General features: G+C 42.3%; 13 protein-coding genes. 8 read left to right on the top strand and 5 right to left on the bottom strand.

From position 1 onward, the window contains the following. Positions 1-7 precede the first annotated feature (7 nt). A complete protein-coding gene (locus FBQ94_RS00980; RefSeq protein WP_007220377.1) occupies positions 8-1,579 on the top strand; it encodes a bifunctional folylpolyglutamate synthase/dihydrofolate synthase in 1,572 nt (523 codons plus the stop codon). Positions 1,580-1,698: 119 nt separating this feature from the next. On the opposite strand, the gene FBQ94_RS00985 is transcribed toward FBQ94_RS00980, so the two are convergent. From FBQ94_RS00985 to nadB, 5 genes are all read right to left on the bottom strand, one after another. Further along, positions 1,699-2,649 carry a methylenetetrahydrofolate reductase gene (locus tag FBQ94_RS00985; protein ID WP_007220376.1) on the bottom strand — a complete coding sequence of 317 codons (951 nt, stop codon included), beginning with the start codon at positions 2,647-2,649 and terminating at the stop codon, positions 1,699-1,701. 94 nt (positions 2,650-2,743) lie between these two features. Further along, positions 2,744-3,448, bottom strand: coding sequence for a methylenetetrahydrofolate reductase C-terminal domain-containing protein (locus tag FBQ94_RS00990; RefSeq protein WP_007220375.1), 705 nt, complete (start codon positions 3,446-3,448; stop codon positions 2,744-2,746). Positions 3,449-3,568: 120 nt separating this feature from the next. After that, a complete protein-coding gene (locus tag FBQ94_RS00995) occupies positions 3,569-5,635 on the bottom strand; it encodes an FAD-dependent oxidoreductase (protein WP_007220374.1) in 2,067 nt (688 codons plus the stop codon). Positions 5,636-5,733: 98 nt separating this feature from the next. Next, positions 5,734-6,147, bottom strand: coding sequence for a secondary thiamine-phosphate synthase enzyme YjbQ (locus FBQ94_RS01000; RefSeq protein ID WP_007220373.1), 414 nt, complete (start codon positions 6,145-6,147; stop codon positions 5,734-5,736). A gap of 158 nt (positions 6,148-6,305) precedes the next feature. Continuing rightward, on the bottom strand, positions 6,306-7,910 hold the full coding sequence (gene nadB / locus FBQ94_RS01005) for an L-aspartate oxidase (protein WP_007220372.1): 1,605 nt from the start codon (positions 7,908-7,910) through the stop codon (positions 6,306-6,308). 207 nt (positions 7,911-8,117) lie between these two features. Here nadB and FBQ94_RS01010 point away from each other — a divergent pair, with 207 nt between their 5' ends. The 7 genes from FBQ94_RS01010 to FBQ94_RS01040 all read left to right on the top strand — a co-directional run bounded on the left by FBQ94_RS01010 (position 8,118) and on the right by FBQ94_RS01040 (position 18,526). After that, positions 8,118-9,107, top strand: coding sequence for a UDP-glucuronic acid decarboxylase family protein (locus FBQ94_RS01010; RefSeq protein ID WP_007220371.1), 990 nt, complete (start codon positions 8,118-8,120; stop codon positions 9,105-9,107). 10 nt (positions 9,108-9,117) lie between these two features. After that, complete coding sequence (locus tag FBQ94_RS01015) at positions 9,118-9,696, top strand: flavodoxin family protein (RefSeq protein WP_007220370.1); 579 nt, start codon at positions 9,118-9,120, stop codon at positions 9,694-9,696. 132 nt (positions 9,697-9,828) lie between these two features. After that, entirely contained in the window at positions 9,829-11,355 is a 1,527-nt protein-coding gene (locus FBQ94_RS01020) for a phosphomannomutase/phosphoglucomutase (protein ID WP_285441932.1), read from the top strand. A 2-nt stretch (positions 11,356-11,357) separates the two neighbouring features. Next, a complete protein-coding gene (locus FBQ94_RS01025; protein ID WP_007220368.1) occupies positions 11,358-12,218 on the top strand; it encodes a HEAT repeat domain-containing protein in 861 nt (286 codons plus the stop codon). Then, a complete protein-coding gene (locus FBQ94_RS01030; RefSeq protein ID WP_040543199.1) occupies positions 12,190-12,966 on the top strand; it encodes a hypothetical protein in 777 nt (258 codons plus the stop codon). The genes FBQ94_RS01025 and FBQ94_RS01030 overlap by 29 nt, the downstream gene beginning before the upstream one ends. Positions 12,967-13,827: 861 nt before the next feature. Further along, positions 13,828-15,738 carry a caspase family protein gene (locus FBQ94_RS01035; protein WP_285441933.1) on the top strand — a complete coding sequence of 637 codons (1,911 nt, stop codon included), beginning with the start codon at positions 13,828-13,830 and terminating at the stop codon, positions 15,736-15,738. 595 nt (positions 15,739-16,333) lie between these two features. Further along, a complete protein-coding gene (locus FBQ94_RS01040; protein WP_007220365.1) occupies positions 16,334-18,526 on the top strand; it encodes a hypothetical protein in 2,193 nt (730 codons plus the stop codon). The last annotated feature ends 62 nt before the right edge of the window (positions 18,527-18,588 follow it).

Below are 18,588 nucleotides of genomic sequence, written 5' to 3' on the forward strand. Positions count from 1 at the left end.
AAAAATTATGGATAACAAGAGGAACAAAATAGGTCTTCAATCATACGAAAAAGCTCAGGCCTTTCTCTATAAGGCTATCGATTATGAGAAGCTGATCAGTTATCAGTATAACGCATCGACATTCAATCTTGATAGAATGGTGAGAATGCTTGAGTGTGTGGGAAATCCACACAGGGCATTTCCAAGCGTTCATATAACAGGCACAAAAGGGAAAGGTTCTACCTCTATTATGATAGCAACTCTCCTGGAACATGCAGGTCTTAAGACGGGACTTTTCACCTCTCCTCATCTGGTTGATCTAAAGGAACGTATTCAACTAAACCACCAGAATATATCTGAAGACGATTTTACTGATAACCTGAATGAACTCCGTCCATATATCCAGCATTTGCGCGAGACAAGTCCATCTGCATCCCCCACATTTTTTGAAATTCTGACTGCAGTATGTATGCTGTATTTTAAAAAAAAGCATATAGACATGGCGGTGCTGGAAGTAGGACTAGGCGGGCGTCTTGACTCCACGAATGTTGTGATACCGCAGGTATCGATTATTACGAATATTGGTTTTGACCATACAGCTATCTTAGGTAATACCCTTTCAAGTATTGCCTATGAGAAGGCAGGGATTATTAAACAAGGGATTCCTGTTATCTCTGCTGTAGAAGACCCTGAAGCCCTTGCTGTAATAGAGAGGGTATGCAAAGAGAAGGGCGCTACATTGTATCTACTTGGAAGGGATATTTGGATTGAAGAGGTAAGAAGTGTAGATGGAAATGGTATAGCGTTCTGCAAGCACAGCCAAAGTTCTGTACATAATCCCCCTCGATCCCCCTTTAGAAAAGGGGGAAGGTGCTCCTCGTCCTCCCCTGGGGAAGGGAAAGCTAATACATTTGATAAGGGAAGGATTGCTGAAGAGACAAGGGGATTGGTATGTAAAATAAAAACCTGGCGACGTACCTATGATAGTATCTTTTTACCTCTTATCGGTACTCACCAGGCAAAGAATTGTGCTCTGGCCTTCGGTGCATTAGAAATCTTACAAGACCGAGGCTACGTTTCAATGAGTGATGAGACAATTAGAAATGCCCTCGTGCAGGTACATTGTCCTGCACGGATTGAGATTGTTGGGAAAGAGCCCCTGATTATCTTGGACTATGCCCATACCGTGGATTCTATGCGATTCCTTAAAAATACCCTGTTGGAAAATTTTACGTATAATAAGTTACTATTGATTCTGGGTCTTGCTCAGGATAAAGACCTGGATAATATCTTACAGGAGATTGTTACCGTGGCAGATTTCATTATGGTGACGAAGAGCAAAAATCCACGTGCGGCTTTACCACGGGAGTTGTATCAAAGGGTAGAAAGACTCTGTGGAAAACAAGCGAAGATGTTTCATACCACTCAAGATGCTGTAGTTGCAGCAAAACAGATAGCTTCTCAGGATGATTTGATTTGTATTACCGGCTCGGCATACGTTGCAGGAGAAGCTCTGCAGGTCTTAAAGGCAACCACAGATTTTTCAGATGGGTTAAAAAGACGCCAGGTTCGTAATGGAGCCAGGAATTTACACGAATAGTCACGAAGATAGTATGAGAATGTGTTGTATCGGGGATCTTCTGCTTTCAGTTTAATTCTTGTAATCCGTGATGATTTATCCTTTTCTCCGGGATTCTCTGAGGTTTATTTAATTTTAAGTTATACGGTAGGCCTGGGGAATAAACGGGCTTGCTGAATAATTTCAGGGACGGCCTCTTCCCATTCAACTGCCATAACATGGACACCGGCAACACCTTTTATCTCTCTCACTTGTTCTATCACTTCTAAGCATATCTTGATACCTTCTTCCTTCCCTTTCTTAGCAGCGGAGGCGGCTGTCATACGGCTCATCACCTCATCGGGTACATCCATACCGGGAACATTATGCTTCATATGCTTAGCCATGCCTGCGGACTTGAGCGGAGCCACGCCGGCCAGGATGAACACCTTTTCGTGGAGACCCATATCGGCAACCATGTTCATCCACTCATGAAACTTTTTGACATTATAGATGATTTGAGTTTGAATAAAGTCAGCGCCTGCAGCAATCTTCTTGGCAAGCCTAACAGCACGGAATTTAAAGGGATCAGCAAAGGGATTTTCAGCTGCACCGATAAAGAATTTCGGCTCTGATGCCTTCAATTCCTGGCCGGATTGGAATCTCTTCTCGTCACGAAGCGTCTTTACCATGTGGATAAGTTGTACCGAATCTATATCAAAAACACCCTTTGCCATAGGATGGTCTCCAAACTTCTGGTGATCACCGGTCAGGCATAAGAGATTTTTTAAACCCAGGGCTGCAGCGCCTAGCAAATCACTTTGTATAGCGATACGGTTTCTATCGCGACACGTCATCTGGATAATCGGTTCTATCCCGGCATCCAGAACTATGCGGCCAGAAGCAATGCTGGACATACGTACTACCGCGGTCTGGCAATCGGTAATATTAAAAGCGTCTCCATAGCCCTTCAATATTTCAGCCTTTTTTTCTATTGCAGAACGATCAGCACCCCGTGGCGGACCAAGCTCTGCGGTAACAGCAAACTGACCGCTTAGAAGGAGTTTTTCTAAATTACTTCCAGATTTTATATCAGACCTATTTTCAATCATAATCGACTCTAGAGAATTTTTTTTGGGACGCGGATAAACGCAGATTATCAGGATATGAGAAACGAGAAACTATATAATAAAGTTACCAGCTCTTCTATCGGTGATAATCTGTGTCCTCATTAGTTTGTTTTTTCACAACCAAATGCTCAAGAACCATTTTTCGTGGATGGTTTTCTGCGCCAGTAGTCCAATCCTTGGGTGGTACGATCATTTCCATCGTTTTTAACAGTTGCTGGGTATCTAACTGATCGTATATCTGATTCCATACACAAGGAGTCTCTTGCGATACTTCACACCTTCCGTTTTGAGAGCCGCCGCACGGTCCGTTCATGAGGCTTTTTGCGCATCGGCTTACCGGGCACAGTCCTCCGGTAGTTGCCAGGATACAATTGCCGCATCCGGCACACCGCTCCCAAAAGATGCCCTGTTCCGTGGGTCCGCCCATAAAGGTAGTGTTCACGCCGGGAAAGATCCTTATCCTGGGAAATTTCTCGGCCATGTATTGCACGCCTACTCCACAGGCAATAGAAAGAACGGCGTCACAATCTTCAATAACCTCTCTGATATTATCAATAAATTCCCACTCACACTGCCGGAGTGTTGAATCCTCTTTCACCTCTATTTGTCTGCCATCTAATTTGGCAGAAAGCCTGAGTTGTGCGGCAAGTTCCGCAACCTGTTTTTCGCCACCGGTATGGCATATCGTTACGCACGAACCACATCCCAGCACACAGATCTTCCTGAATTCAGAAAGCATCTGTTTGATTTCTTGAAACGGTTTTGATGCAGCTACAATCATAATAAAAATCCATTACTGAATTTTACGGAATTATACTAAAAGCATTAGAAATACCACAAAGTCCTAAGGTATAAAGACTATTCCTCTTAGTGGCTTGGTGTCTTTGTGGCTGTTCTTCGGTTATATATTTCTTAATTCTTCAATCATGGTAAAGGCTATATCAAGGATTTCTTTACCGTTCTGTGAAGAAATGAAATGGGTCTTAAATCGACGGGCATCCATTCCTAATCCAGAAAGAAGCTGAGCAGTAAATTTTGTCCGTCTTTCAATCCACTCCTGCTCTTTACAAAAATGACAGGTATCGTCCTTGCATGCCGTTACCAATACCCCATGAGCGCCTAATTCAAAGGCTTTCAGGTAGAGTGAAGGATCCACCTTGCCAAGCCCCAGTACGCCTACTCTCCTGACATGAAAGAAGAGTAAATTATTTATGGTATCGGTTTTATCTTCATTATATGCGCCGTATTGGCAATAAAAGTTGATAATAAGAGGCTTTACACCCTGAATAAATGTATCTTGAAATACAGCCTGAAGGGTATCTTTCCCCTGATCTTCCAAAGGTGTTTTAAAGCTGATGGCTCTGGCAGGACATTCCACAACACACAGACCACAGGATTGGCAATCTCCATTAATATAAGCTGTGGTATCTCCCTTTTTAATTTCAGGTACTTCAAAAGGGCATATCCTCACGCAGGTAAGGCATCCTACGCAGAGGTTGTCATCCACGAAGGCGCCTGCGCCGCAATTCATACATCGCTGCGCCTCCTTTACGGCTGCATTGATCGAAAATCCCAATTCTACCTCATCAAAATTATCCAACCTTTTCCCTGAGGGCATGGTGGGCATTTCCTGTTTTTGCTCTTTCTTAATAAGAACGATCCTGGACGGGGCAATATCGGATACTGCGGTCTTATCATTCCACTTTTCATCTTTTAGGGTTGTATTTCTCAGGGCATTGTGAATGGCAAGCGCCGCTTTCTTACCTTGTGCCATACCTTCGGTCATGGTTCCCCGGCCCAAAACAATATCGCCCCCTGCGTAAACACCATGCAGAGCGGTGCTGAATGTGGTTGGATTGACTACGAGGGTGCCGCCTCTTGTCACTTGAATCCTTTCCTGGCCCTTTAAGAAAGAAAGGTTTGATGCCTGCCCTATTGCGAGGATAATGGTATCTGCGTCAATAACAGATTCAGAACCATCGTAGAATGCAGGATTGAAACGTTTTTGCTCATCAAAGACATATTTTACCTTAAGGGTTTCCAAGCCTGTTGCCCTTCCGTCTTTTCCGAGGATACGTTTTGGACCTGCAGAGTTGTGCAGTATCACCCCTTCATGAACAGCTTCTTCGATTTCAAAATCAGTTGTTGGCATTTCCTTACGGGATTCAAGGCAGGCAACGGATACCTTATCTGGTTTCAGGCGCAATGCCGTTCGTGCGCAGTCCATAGCAACAGCGCCCCCGCCGATCACCAGCACGTTCTTTCCGATATTTGCCCTTCCTGTGGTATTTACCTCATGTAAAAACGACACACCCCTGATGACACCATCAAGTTGTACTCCTTCAATATTTAAGGTACGGCTTTCCAGCAGTCCCACGCCGATAAAGATTGCCGAAAAGCCTTCTTTTTTTAAGCTGTCGAAGGTAATATCCGCGCCAAAAGTTGTATTATATTTGATTTCAACCCCTAATTTTTTAATAAATTCAACGTCATTATCAATAGCCGTTCTGGGGAGACGATAGGTTGGTACACCCATACGGAGCATACCACCCGGAGTGGAATTGGATTCAAAGATTGTACATGAATAGCCTAAAAGGGCTAAGTCATTGGCTGCTGCAAGCCCGGCTGGTCCTGCGCCAATAATAGCGATTCTTTCCGGATATTTTTCAATAGGCGTTTTTCTGATTTCTTCAGAAAAGTTATCGCCGAGAAAACGTTTAAGCCATGCAATGGCAATCGGGGACTCGGTGCTATTCCGCCGGCATTTTGTTTCGCAGGGATGGGTACAAATACGGCCACATGCCGAAGGCAAGGGGTTTCTTGATCTTACGAGCTGGTATGCTTCTTGAAAACGCCCTCTGGCAATAAGTTGTATATAGTCCCTCGCATCCTGACGGATTGGACAGGCCGCAATACAGGGAGCTTCTTCGCCTATTTTTTTATCAGATTTTGTACCTGTTGTATTCATAACATTGTGGTATGAAAGAAAGACGCCCCGTTAGGGTGTCTGTACGATTCGGATTTTATTTTTTTCGTATCGGGTTACCGGATATTGTTTAAAAAGTATTATTCGCCCATGACTTTCATAATGAGTCGTTTGTCGCGTAAACCATCAAATTCGGCATAAAATACCTGCTGCCATGGGCCGAGGTCTAGTTTTCCCTGAGTTACCGGCACGATTACCTGATGGCCAACAAGGATATTTCTGAGATGCGCATCCCCGTTTACCTCTCCCGTCCTGTGATGGTAATAGTCATGACCTTCTGGAATTATCTTTAAGAGCCATTCTTCAATATCCCGATGGAGACCAAGTTCGGCATCGTTAATAAAAACTCCTGATGTTATATGCATGGCAGAGACTAAAATCATACCCTCCTGAACGCCGCTCTTTAGAAGTATCCTGGATACCTCTTGTGTGATGTTTATAAATTCACGGCGTTTCCTGGTATGAAAGGTCATGTATTCGGTCAGAAATTTCATCGAAAATCGCTTGTCTATGAGAGTACAATAACTAAATCAATGGTTAAAAGGCAGACAGCATCTGTTAGACATCTTACTTTAATGACAAAATTGAGGGTTGTCAAGGAAAATGACAGGAACATATATTCTGAAGATAAAACCCTGTCAGAAAATCCATACTATTTTTTTATCGTATGTTTTTTCCATTGAATATTATCTGTTTCAGGATAATCTGTGCGATGGTGAACACCTCGGGATTCTTTCCGTTTACGGGCAAAAGATACAATGAGCTGAGAGACTAAAAGCATGTTCTGTAACTCCCACCCAATAGTATTTGAGAATTCTTTGTCCATGACATAACTGCACCACATCTCAATCATCTCTTCTGCCTCAAGTAAGTGTCTTTCATCACGTTCAATACCGGCGTCCCTCCACATAAGGCTCTTAAGGGAATTTCCGATATCATGTAAATCCAGCCAGCTAATCTTTGATAAGCCCACAGACTCATGAACAGCGTAGGGCATCAATTCACGTTTCGTTCTTTGGATTGATTTACCGGCGTCCGCTCCTGCCATGTGACCTGTTACCAAGCCCTCGAGAAGAGAATTACTGCCAAGCCGATTTGCTCCATGCATTCCGGTGCATGCGACTTCACCACAAGCGTAGAGTTGTTGAATGCTGGTTCTTGAAAAACGATTAACCTTGACTCCGCCAATCATATAATGGGCGCTGGGACGCACGGGGATCAGGTCTTTGGCAATATCGATTCCAAACGAGGCGCAAATTTCTTTGATTTTTGGGAAACGAGCATATAACCGGTCTTTTGCAATGTGGCGGACATCTATATACACATTTGTATGGTCGGTTTTTTGCATTTCTTTTAAAATACTCTGGCTGACGACATCTCTGGGCGCTAGTTCAGCCTGGGGATGATATTTTGGCATAAACCGCACCCCCTTTTTATTTCGTAATATTCCTCCCTCTCCTCTTACCGTCTCAGTAATGAGAAATCGCACTGCTCCTGCAATATACAATGTCGTGGGATGAAACTGGATAAACTCCATATCCTGGAGGGCTGCGCCCGCCCGGTAGGCCATTGCCACTCCATCTCCGGTTGCCACATCAGGATTCGTTGTCTCGCGATAGACCTGTCCGCATCCTCCTGTTGCCAAAATAGTACGCTTTGCCCAAATCAACATAGTTCCTTTTTTTATGTGCCAGGCAACTGCGCCGTGGCATATGTTATCTCTCGTGATGAGGTCTATCGTAAAGGTGTGTTCAAAGATCTTGATATTTTGATGTTCTCTTGCGACATGAATAAGGGTATGTTCCACTTCTCTGCCGGTAGAATCGCCTTGTGCGCGTATGATGCGTGGAAAGCTATGTCCGCCTTCCTGGGTAAAGATCAAATGATCATCTTCCTTATCAAACGCTGCTCCGTATTCAATTAGTTTTTTTACTTGTTTGGGGCCTTCACTAACAATGGTCCTTACTGCTGCTGTATTGCATAAACCCTGGCCGGCGTCTAAGGTATCTTTCATATGTTTCATCACGGTGTCGTGCGCAGATAATACTACGGCAATACCACCCTGTGCATACGCAGTATTATTCTCATCGATTTTATCCTTTGTAACCACCAGCACCGAACCATACCCCGCAGCCTGTATGGCAGCGCTGAGGCCTGCCAAACCGCTTCCAATCACCAGCACATCAGTAAAGACATGGGATGTAGTATTACTATCGAAGGAAATAAGGTATCTCTTTGGTTCTTTTTGTTTTTTCATGCAACAGATTTTATCATTGGGCTAAGTTCAGTACAAGCCTTAAGATTTGTGCCTTATTTTAAGTAATTATATAAGATAAAAAGTCCGTACAACCACGAAGAGAAGTTTGGTTATAATATTTCACACTTGAATATCAATAAAAATGTTGTAGAATCCATCGTAATTCCTTTATAATATTATAATTACGGTGCTTGGAGGGCTAACGGTATGCGAACGGTAATCACTGGTGGGGCGGGATTTATTGGTTCACATTTGTGTGATTATTTAATAGAAAAAGGCCACGAGGTTATATGTATCGACAATTTGCTGACAGGTAAGGCGGAAAATATTGTTCATCTTATAGGAAACAGCCAATTTCGCTTTATAAAACATAATGTAAGTGATTATATGTATGTGGATGGGCACGTAGACAATGTGCTGCATTTTGCATCACCGGCAAGCCCTTTAGATTATCTGGAATTTCCGATACAGACTTTGAAGGTTGGTTCTTTGGGCACCTTAAACAGTCTTGGATTGGCTAAAGCAAAAAAGGCAAGATTTCTTCTGGCATCTACCTCTGAAGTTTATGGAGATCCGCAAGTTCATCCTCAGCGGGAAGATTATTGGGGGCATGTAAATCCTATAGGACCCAGGGGGGTTTATGATGAGGCAAAACGATTTGCGGAGGCAATGACCATGGCGTATCATCGTTATCATCAGGTGGATACCAGGATAGTAAGAATATTTAACACGTATGGGCCCAGGATGCGCATGAAAGATGGCCGTGCATTGCCTAATTTTATGCATCAGGCGCTCAAAGGTGAACATATCACGGTATTTGGAAATGGCTCTCAGACGAGAAGTTTCTGCTATGTTTCTGATCTTGTAGACGGCATCTATCGATTACTTGTCTCTCATGAGCATGATCCCGTGAATATCGGGAACCCTGAAGAAATAACGGTTCTTCAACTGGCAAAAGAGATACTTGCCATTACGGAAAGCAAAAGTAAGATCATATTCCATCCGCTTCCTGTTGATGATCCCAGGATTCGGCAGCCCGATATTTCCAAGGCAAAGAAGGTTTTATGCTGGGAACCCAAAGTTTCACGTAATGATGGACTTCATAAAACACTTACTTATTTTAAAGATGCATTACAAGGATTGAATGATAATCCCGGCGACAAAGAGAACAAAGAGAATTGCGTGTCTATTCACTGAGTAATATGATATGAAAAAAGTAATTGGTATTTTTGGTAGCCCGCGTGCTCATGGGAATTCTGATATATTACTCAATCACGCCATACAAGGAGCTGCATCAAGTGGTGCAGATACAGAAAAGATCATTATCCGTGATTTACATATCGCCCCTTGTAATTCCTGCAGCGGGTGTTTTGAAAAAGGTAACTGCGTTATAAACGATGATATGGAAAAGATTTATTCTCAATTGGTAGCAGCAGATGGTATTATAGTAGCATCTCCCATCTATTTTATGGGTCTAAGCGCTCAATTAAAAACTCTTATTGATCGTTGTCAGGCTTTTTGGGCCAGGAAATATATTTTACATTCACCAATCAGGGAAAGCGGCAGGATTGCCCGGGGTTTTCTTATTGCAACGGCAGCACGCAATGGAGGAGAGGACTTGTTTACAGGTGCAGTAAAAACAATACGATCTTTCTTTCATGTATTAGATACACGGTATACGGGTGAACTGTTGTGTTCCGGATTAGAAGAAAAAGGCGCTGTAAATAAAAGAAGGGAATTATTGCAACAGGCATTTGATAGAGGTAAACGATTGCTTGATGTATAGGTATCCATGAATATCCTGTTTGTAAGAGATTGTAAAATTTGAGACAGGAATAAAAATTATCTCCAACAGGTTTGGTGCATACCCACAAGAAAGAGCAAGAACTATCCTGCGGAGATTCAGGGAGAAATATTTATGAGAAGAGAACACATGATAGAAAATATCCGGGGAAATCAACATCGCTGCCCGGGTGAATCATACACGATTAGTGACTCTGTATGCAAAGGAAGGCAAAGGGTAAGTTATCCCAAATGTAATGTATGCTTAAATAAAGTAGAGCCTGCAAGTCAAAGCCAATCTGATGTTGAGCCTAAACTGTCTATGGGTATTTTTAAAAGTTATGATATTCGGGGAAAATATCCTGCTGAAATTGATGACCTGACGGCGCGAAAAATTGGGTTTTCAATAGCACAATTCTTTCGACAGGAAAATTCGAATGTGAAAAATATTGTTGTGGGCAGGGATATGAGGTCTTCTTCTAAATCACTTGCCAATGCCCTGGTTGAGGGTATATGTACCGCTGGTTTAAATGTCATTAACGTAGGGGTCGTGTCAACAGAGATGACCTATTTTGCTGTAGGATATTACAAATACGATGGAAGCGTGATGGTCACTGCTTCTCATAACCCTGCGGAGTATAATGGATTTAAAATATGCCGGGAACAGGCCATTCCTGTTAGTTTTGAGACGGGAATAGATCGCATTGCAAAACTGACAAAACAGTATCATCCGCCCCGCGGAGAACAGCTAGGCAAGGTTATTCTGGGTGATATTTTTCAGGATTATAAGAAGCACGTTCTGCGATTTGCTAAAAACCTCAGACACCTTCGTATTGTGGTTGATGCCGGAAATGGTATGGCTGGCAAGATAATTCCCCTGGTTTGCGAAGGGCTTCCCATCGAGATTATTCCCCTTTATTTTGATCTTGATGGGAATTTTCCTAACCACGATCCCAATCCCCTGAAGCCTGAAAACCTTCTTGATTTACAAAATAAGGTACGTGAGACAAGGGCAAGCCTCGGGGTCTCATTTGATGGAGACGCAGACAGGTGTGTATTTGTGGATGAGATGGGGCGGGCAATCGGATGTGATATTATTACAGCCCTGATTGCAAAGCAAATGTTAGAGAAAGAAAAAGGGTCAGCTATTTTATATGACCTCCGTTCGAGTTGGATTGTACCGGAAGAAACAAAGGCCGCAGGTGGTGTACCGTATCGCGAGCGTGTTGGCCATGCCTACATGAGAGCTACGCTGAGAGAGAAAAAGGCCATTTTTGGAGGAGAACTCTCGGGGCATTACTATTTTAAAGATAATTACTATTCAGATTCCGGAATGATTGCTTTCTTTATGGTGCTGGAGATCCTGAGCGCCAAGCGCGTCCCTTTCTCAAATATTATTGCGCCACTGAAGCGGTATTATTCTACAGGAGAAATTAATTTCGAAGTAGACGATAAAGATGCAAAAATTAAAGAAATCGAGAAAGAATTTTCAAATGGAAAGATAGATTATCTGGATGGCATTACCGTGCAATACGATACCTGGTGGTTCAATGTCAGAAAATCTAATACCGAACCATTCCTCCGCCTTAACGTGGAAGGAAAGACAAAAGAGATTATGGAGAAGGGGAAAAGGTTATTAATGAATATTATTGGGGGTAAATAACTATGATTACTTTTTACCACAGAATAAAAAAGGCTGTCTTTGTTGGTATTCTTACGGCGCTCGTGTTTTTGCTTGCTTCTCCTGGTAACCCGCATCAGATCCTCCGGGCAGAGACGCCGGCAGAAGAAGAAGCTTTTGGCATCAGGTTCAGCGATGGACGATTATCGGCAAAGCTAAAAAATTCTCCATTAAAAGAGGTACTAAAAGAGATCATGTCGCAAAGTAAATCCAAGATATGGGTTCATGAACTAAGCGGCGAAGCCGTTACGATAGAATTTCAAGATATACCTATTCGTGAAGGAATTCATAAGATCCTTAAAGATAAAAATTATGCATTTATTTACGCTCCTCGTGAAATACAAGAAGGGAAGCTTTGTGTCATTGGTGCCAGCAAATCCAACGAATTCTTCATGGATGAAATAGAAGAACCTCAGGAAAGACATCAACAGTTTACGGAGAGAGATGATAGAGAGATGGTTTCTTTCGATTCTCTTGCGAAGGATGCCTTGGAGAATGAAGATGCCGAAAAGAGAGAAGAGGCAATTATCGCTTTAGGAGAAAGCAAGGATAAAAAGGCTGTAGAAGTTATATCAAAGGTGTTGACGAACGATGCAAATGAAGATGTTCGCTTAAGTGCTATTGACGCCTTGTTGACGGTCGGTGATAGCAGTATTATCCAGCCTCTTTCACTTGCCTTGAAAGACCAGAAGCCTTCCGTACGCGAGAGTGCAATAGAGGCCTTAGGAGCTGTAGGCGATGCATCTGCTATTGAGTCAATTAAAAATGCACTGAACGATCAGGATGATGCCGTTCGGGAACTGGCAAAGGAAACACTTGCAGAGATTATCGGGGAAAATCCGTAATACCGCTCTCATGAAAATCCCAAAAAATACTGGATTCTATATCGTCTTCATTGCCGCCTCCTTATTCTTCTTGCTTATTCAGTATATGACCCATCTGGAGTTTATGATGCATCTTGCTGCGATACCGCTTGAGATATTGGTGGGTATTTTTATCGTAGAAAGATTTCTGGAAAGGCGGGAGAAAAAAGAAAAACGAAGGATGCTTATGTTCATAAAAAGTTACTTGTTCCGTTCGGAGATGCTGAATCTCTTTATCGCCAATTTCAATGCATTAAAATTTCCAGCAATAACTATGGTAAAGATAAAAAACGCAACCTTAGAAGAACTAAAGCAAATGCGAGAAGAAGCGAATACGATAGAGTATAAGTCGCCGGAGACAATGGAGCCGGTGATTATGGAGTATGTTAAAGCTGAACATGTATGGCATAATTTTAGAGAGCGGGCGATTACTTATAATTTTGAAGAGATTTTTCAGGATATGATTTATATCTTGCACTTTGTCTACGACGTAAAATTATTTAAAAACAATAACCCGGATAATCTTTTCATCTATGAGGCGGAAAAAAAGGTACTGATAATGGAGAAGGTAAAAAAGATATTGGGGGGCGGTATCCGAAAATTTCTTGATTATGCAATCGAATTAAAGGAGAAACAACCGGATATGTTTTATGATCTTATTTCAGATTACGAATTATCATCTCAGATTAGATTCCCTCAAAATGAGGATAGAGGGCAAACAAAGATATAAACAATCTTCTGTTTGTCATTCCCGAATGCTTCCCCGTTTTCACGAGAACAAGTTTATCGGGAATCCAGTACCTTTCCTGTTTTCTTCCCCCCGCTGGATTCCTGATAAAGACGTTCGGGAATGACAGGAAGAACTATAGCGTTGTGTAAGTACTGGTGAATGTCTTCAAGAAGTGGTCTTGTCAATCCTCGCCAGGCTGTCAGAGAATACAGTTAAGAATTTTAAAGACACCATTTATTGTGTATATCATACTTTACAAGCATAATATATTGTATGCTAATTTTAAAAATCCTAATCCTCGGACAACCTGTCACCGGCCAATATGCCTATAGTTACACAAAATATTGTTGGATCATGGTAGGGGAGAACCCTCAGACTGGGTCAAATGAATACTCTTTATTCATAAGAGAAAAATTCCTCGAATATTAGATTCATCTGATACAAAAGTGTCTCATGATACAAAAGTGTCCCAAGACAAAAGTGTCTCGTGAGACACTTTTGTATCATTTAAGCTAAAACGTCTCATAAAAGAAAATTACTTTATAAGGAAATTTTGTTACTTAGAATAAAGTAATTGCATCATTTCGTGATAAAGATCAATTATGCAGTATCTTGTGCTTTTTTACCTTCATTCGTCAGGTATAAGTATTAAGTATTTCTGTTCAGGAAACAGAAAGAACGAGAGCATACGGTGGTAACATGGGAAATATAGAGGAGTAACAATATGCATGGTACTTTTTTTGCTACTATATAACAATATAATGTTGCTTTTTTAATCATTCACTGTTGGTTTTTCCTGAGTTTGATCGTATCACTCAATTTGTAAAGGATAACACAACTATGAGCAATAACCCCTCCCGCATGACAAAAAATCTAATCCCCCTTCTATTGCCTTTATTTTTATTTAGTTTTAGTACCTCAGTATTTTCTCAAAGCGCTGAAAAGGTAGTTACGGATAATCAAAAGAATAATAGATTATTACACGACAGGGATATTGTGCACACCAGTAGGCAACTCATCCGGGGCATAGTACCGCCGAAACAATACTTTGAGGACAAGCGCATTCAGCGTTACGCCGTTGTGATTGGTATATCTGATTATAAAGATCCAAAGATACCCGATTTAAAATATGCCGATGCTGACGCTCAGGCCTTTTATGATTTTCTAACAAGCCCGGTTGGCGGCAGTTTTCATAAAGAAAATGTTTTGCTGTTAAAGAACAATCAGGCAACCCTTAAAAATATTAAATTAGCCATTACGGGTTTTCTCAGGCAAGCAACCGATTCTGATTTTGTTATGATCTTTATGGCATGCCATGGTGAACCCGAACCAGGTCGACCCGATGACCTCTATTTGTTGACGTATGATAGTAAACTCAACAGTTTACCTGCAACGGCTTATCTTATGGAACATGTGAATGCTGATATGAAGCGGTATATCTCCTCCAGGAGACTTGTATTTTTTGCTGATGTCTGTCATGGCACAGGGCTTACTACAAGTACCATAGGCACGAGAGGTGTTTCAAATACTGTTAATGTAGCACTTTCCACCCTGAAATCAACGAGAGAAGGTTGGGGGGTAGTGAGCGCCAGCCGGGCTAGTGAGGTCTCTATGGAATCTAATCTCTGGGGAGGTGGACATGGCGTATTTACCTATTATTTGCTGGAAGGGCTGAAGGGGAAGGCAGATGAAGAGGGGAATAGAAATGGTATTGTGACCCTTGTGGAGGCATTCGACTTTTTAGAGGAAAAGGTAAAACGGGCAACACAGAACACCCAACATCCCGATACATCGGGTAATTTCGATAACAACCTCCCTCTTGGATTTCCCGGTGTGAAAACTTCTCTCAAAGAAAATGAGAAGATAACTGAGATACCATGTCTGGGAACCTTACAAATTACTACAAATCCTGAAGGAGCATCGGTATATGTGGATGGAAAGGAAGTTGGTACAACCCCTTTGAATATTAAGCTCATGAGCGGTACCTATCCGATAACATTAAAAAAGAGGAATTGCGCGGATGTGTCAGATATCGTTTTTATTAATTCAGACGAGACGACAGATGCATATATAGAATTGATCAATGTTGAAGAACGTGAACTCGCAAGGGCAAACCCCGCCACCTTGCATGAAACGCAATTGGAACATACTGAATCTATGCGTAGTCTGGAATATGCGGAATCTCCCCGTAATAAAGTAGATATAGAAAAGACAAAGGAGAATATTGATACGCTCATTAAAGAATTAGAATCTATGGCAAAGGAACAGTTGAAAGAGAATAAATCTAAGATCTCGAAAAAGACAAGAGAAAAAAGCCCTAAGCCAGAAGAAGTCCCACGGGTTATACCTATATCTGTTAAAGAATTCAGCTTGAAGATGGGGGTTTTATCAAATAGACGTAAGATGGAAAAACTCCGTCAAAAAATCATCGATGCGTTATTGGATCAAGAGGATTTGAGCGTGGTAGAGAGGGACCTGGAATTTCAGGAAGAGATTTTAAGGGAGCAAAGGCTTGGCAGTTCTGTCCTTGCTGATGAGTTATTCAGAATAGAGTTAGGAAAGATACAAGGGGCGGCCTTCCTCTGCTTCGGTGGAGTTTCCCTCGGAGAGGCATCTAGCCGACTTGTCTTAAGAATGGAGATTGTGGATACGACAACTACCCTCGTCGATACCCTTGAGCATGCCTTTCAGGGTGATGAAAATTTGAGGACTGTGGCTAACGATGTTGCTATAAAGATTAAAGAGAAGATTACTGCTAAGCGGAAGTTATAGGAGTGTCACTTACATAAGCGTTACCTTAAACAGTATTCGGGGTGGCACGGACAAACCCTGTTCCTGTATGTCTTGAACAGGGATGGTTTGTCCGTGCTCAATCTGAGAGATGCGGTTATAGCCACAAGGTAAGGTTTATTTTACTTCTTAAGGTAACGCATATGGGTGCTACTTACCTAACAACAATATTTAGTATGGTACTTGTGGGCCGATTGAATTCTCGGACAGCCTGTAAAGCCTTGCCCTACATCTCTACGTTTAGGAATTTCAAAGCGATTCTGTAGTGGCAAGGCGCGCCCTGCCACTACTGTTATAAAAGTTATCGAAGGCCTATTAAGTTACCTATAGATACGAAATTGAGGTTTTGGGATTCCAGACCGGGTGGCACGGACAAACTTCGTTTGTCCGTGCTTATTTACCTATGCACATGGACATGGATTACAAAACACTGACAAACAAAGTTTGTCAGTGACACCCCTGGGATCGGCTTGCATAAATATGAAATTTCTCTCCTTACATATGCTATATCTCAAATGATTCTAGACACCAAATTAAGGCTTTGGGATGACCTCTAAGCAAAAAAATTAAGTTATATATGCGCAAACAGATACTCTATAAAAAAATCAAATACATTACTACCATACTATTATTTACCTTACCGTTTGTGAGCTGCGCAACGGTATCGCCGGTTAGTACGGATAACTGGCGGGACTATTTCAAGCCGGGACGTTCAAAAGAAGAAATCGCCAAAGATTTCAATCTTTATAAAGGGAAGTGGTGGAACTATTACGCCCGCGGACGATGGTTCGCCGAGGAGGGATACTATGATGAGGCTGTCCGTGATTTTAAAAAATCTATCAGCCTTCGCAGCAAAGATCAACGTTTGGCGAGAAGCTATGGACTCCACTTCTGGGAGTACTTTGTCCATCGTGAGCTTGGGATAGTTTATTACCAACAGAAAAAATACGAGGATGCGAAGGCGGAGCTTGAAACCTCCCTTTCCACAGAAGATTCTGCAAGGGCTAAATTCTACTTAAATAAATGTAACGAGGTAATCCTGAAACTCACGGGGAGAGATCAGAAACCGCCGGAGATCAAAATTACCTCTCATACAGATGGTATGGTTGTCAATACGCCTCTGGTAAAGTTAAAAGGATTTACCACCGATGATTTCTATGTTGGCGATATGTATATTCACGGAAAGAGACTTTTTGTAGAACTTGCTGAGAAGAGACTATATTTTCAGGAAGATATTCTTCTTCATACCGGTAGAAATACGATAAGCCTTGAGGCCTTTGACCTTCTGGGAAAGAGTATCCGGCAGGATTTTAACCTTATTCTGGATATGCACCCGCCAATTCTCTATCTGGATGATATACAAATGACCAAAAGAGACGGTAAACACACCGCTACTATCCAGGGAATTATCGAGGATAACCATGCCGCAAAACGTCTCTATATCAACAATACAGAGATACCCATCATTTCGGGCAAAGAGGTGCATTTTAAACAGGATATTATTGTAACGAGCCTGGATAAAATCTCATTGAAAGTAATCGATGCGGCCGGAAATGAGACAAGGGGTGAGGAACGGATCGGTGGGAAGGCATTGTTATTATGGCCGGAAGACATCCTGAACAAGAGGCAGTATGCCGACCGCACAAATACACCTCTCGTGGTTGCATCGGGCAAAATGGACCGGTATATGGCGAGGAGTCTTTTAGCGTCTCACGAGGCAGTTACTGCGCTGTCACCCTGTACCTCTTCCTCTTCTTATACCAGCAAAGATATGGAGAAAGAGGAAAAAGGATCAACTCATTTGCAAGGTGCCGCTTCGGATAATATCCCTCCTGTCGTACATACCGATTTAAAACCTGCCATTGTCCATGACGCAAACCTCTTCTTTAGCATGGATGCGCATGATGACAGTGGTGTTGCCAAACTCTTTGTGAATCAATATCCATTAGAAATCCGTCCCGGCAAACACATCTTCTTCAATTACTTATTGCCGCTTACTATGGGGGAAAATGTTGTTACCGTCAGGGCCATTGATATCCAGGGAAATGAGACGCAGCTCTCACCGGTAAAAATTACCAAAAGGACCTTTGAATTGCTGGAAACGGATGCCCGGTATACCGTTGCGTGGCTGCCCCTGAGGGCATTTGCAGAGCGGGAGGTGTCACCTGAAATCCTCTATTCTATGCTGCTCAAGGCATTTGACGAAGAACCGAAGAGATTCAACTTTGTGGAAAGGGATCAGGCGAGACTCGCAGAAATTCTCCGTGAGCAAAAAATCAGTAATACGCAACTTGCCTCTCCTGATACGGCCGTAAAGATCGGGAAAATCCATGCAGCCGAGGGTATATTCTTTGGTGCTGTGGAGGAAGACTTGAGAGGTGTTACCATAACGCTGCAACTCGTAGATACAGAAACAACACAGGTGCTTGCCCATGTCGATGTGTATGATGAGGATAAAAGTATGAAAAACCTTGCTTGGCTTGTGCACGGATTATCGCTCAAAATGAAACGACAGTTTCCCTTGATAGAAGGGAACGTTATCCGGGTTTCAGGGAATGGATTCCATATCGATGCCGGTGGAGCCAGCGGCCTTAAATTAGGGATGAAACTGCTCTTATTTCGGAAAGTAAAAGAAGGCGATTTTGTGCTCAAAGAACCTCTGGACGCCATTGCCAGGGTTGTACTGGTACAACCCGATACCTCATTTGCTAAAATAAGCACGAAGGGTACAAAGAAGATAAAAAAGAAGGACCTTGTGATAACAAAATGAGACAGATTGAGGTAATGTAGGGCAAGGCTTTAGCCTTGCTTCCCCGCTAGAATATATGATTG

The sequence above is a fragment of the Candidatus Jettenia sp. AMX1 genome (assembly GCF_030263775.1).
Lineage (GTDB): Bacteria > Planctomycetota > Brocadiia > Brocadiales > Brocadiaceae > Jettenia > Jettenia caeni.

Coding starts and splice junctions, on each gene's coding strand:
- FBQ94_RS01035 (WP_285441933.1), top strand. CDS start 13,828: ATGACAAAAAATCTAATCCCCCTTCTATTGCCTTTATTTTTATTTAGT.
- FBQ94_RS01040 (WP_007220365.1), top strand. CDS start 16,334: ATGCGCAAACAGATACTCTATAAAAAAATCAAATACATTACTACCATA.
- FBQ94_RS01015 (WP_007220370.1), top strand. CDS start 9,118: ATGAAAAAAGTAATTGGTATTTTTGGTAGCCCGCGTGCTCATGGGAAT.
- nadB (WP_007220372.1), bottom strand. CDS start 7,910: ATGAAAAAACAAAAAGAACCAAAGAGATACCTTATTTCCTTCGATAGT.
- FBQ94_RS00995 (WP_007220374.1), bottom strand. CDS start 5,635: ATGAATACAACAGGTACAAAATCTGATAAAAAAATAGGCGAAGAAGCT.
- FBQ94_RS00990 (WP_007220375.1), bottom strand. CDS start 3,448: ATGATTGTAGCTGCATCAAAACCGTTTCAAGAAATCAAACAGATGCTT.
- FBQ94_RS01000 (WP_007220373.1), bottom strand. CDS start 6,147: ATGAAATTTCTGACCGAATACATGACCTTTCATACCAGGAAACGCCGT.
- FBQ94_RS01025 (WP_007220368.1), top strand. CDS start 11,358: ATGATTACTTTTTACCACAGAATAAAAAAGGCTGTCTTTGTTGGTATT.
- FBQ94_RS01010 (WP_007220371.1), top strand. CDS start 8,118: ATGCGAACGGTAATCACTGGTGGGGCGGGATTTATTGGTTCACATTTG.
- FBQ94_RS00985 (WP_007220376.1), bottom strand. CDS start 2,649: ATGATTGAAAATAGGTCTGATATAAAATCTGGAAGTAATTTAGAAAAA.
- FBQ94_RS01020 (WP_285441932.1), top strand. CDS start 9,829: ATGAGAAGAGAACACATGATAGAAAATATCCGGGGAAATCAACATCGC.
- FBQ94_RS00980 (WP_007220377.1), top strand. CDS start 8: ATGGATAACAAGAGGAACAAAATAGGTCTTCAATCATACGAAAAAGCT.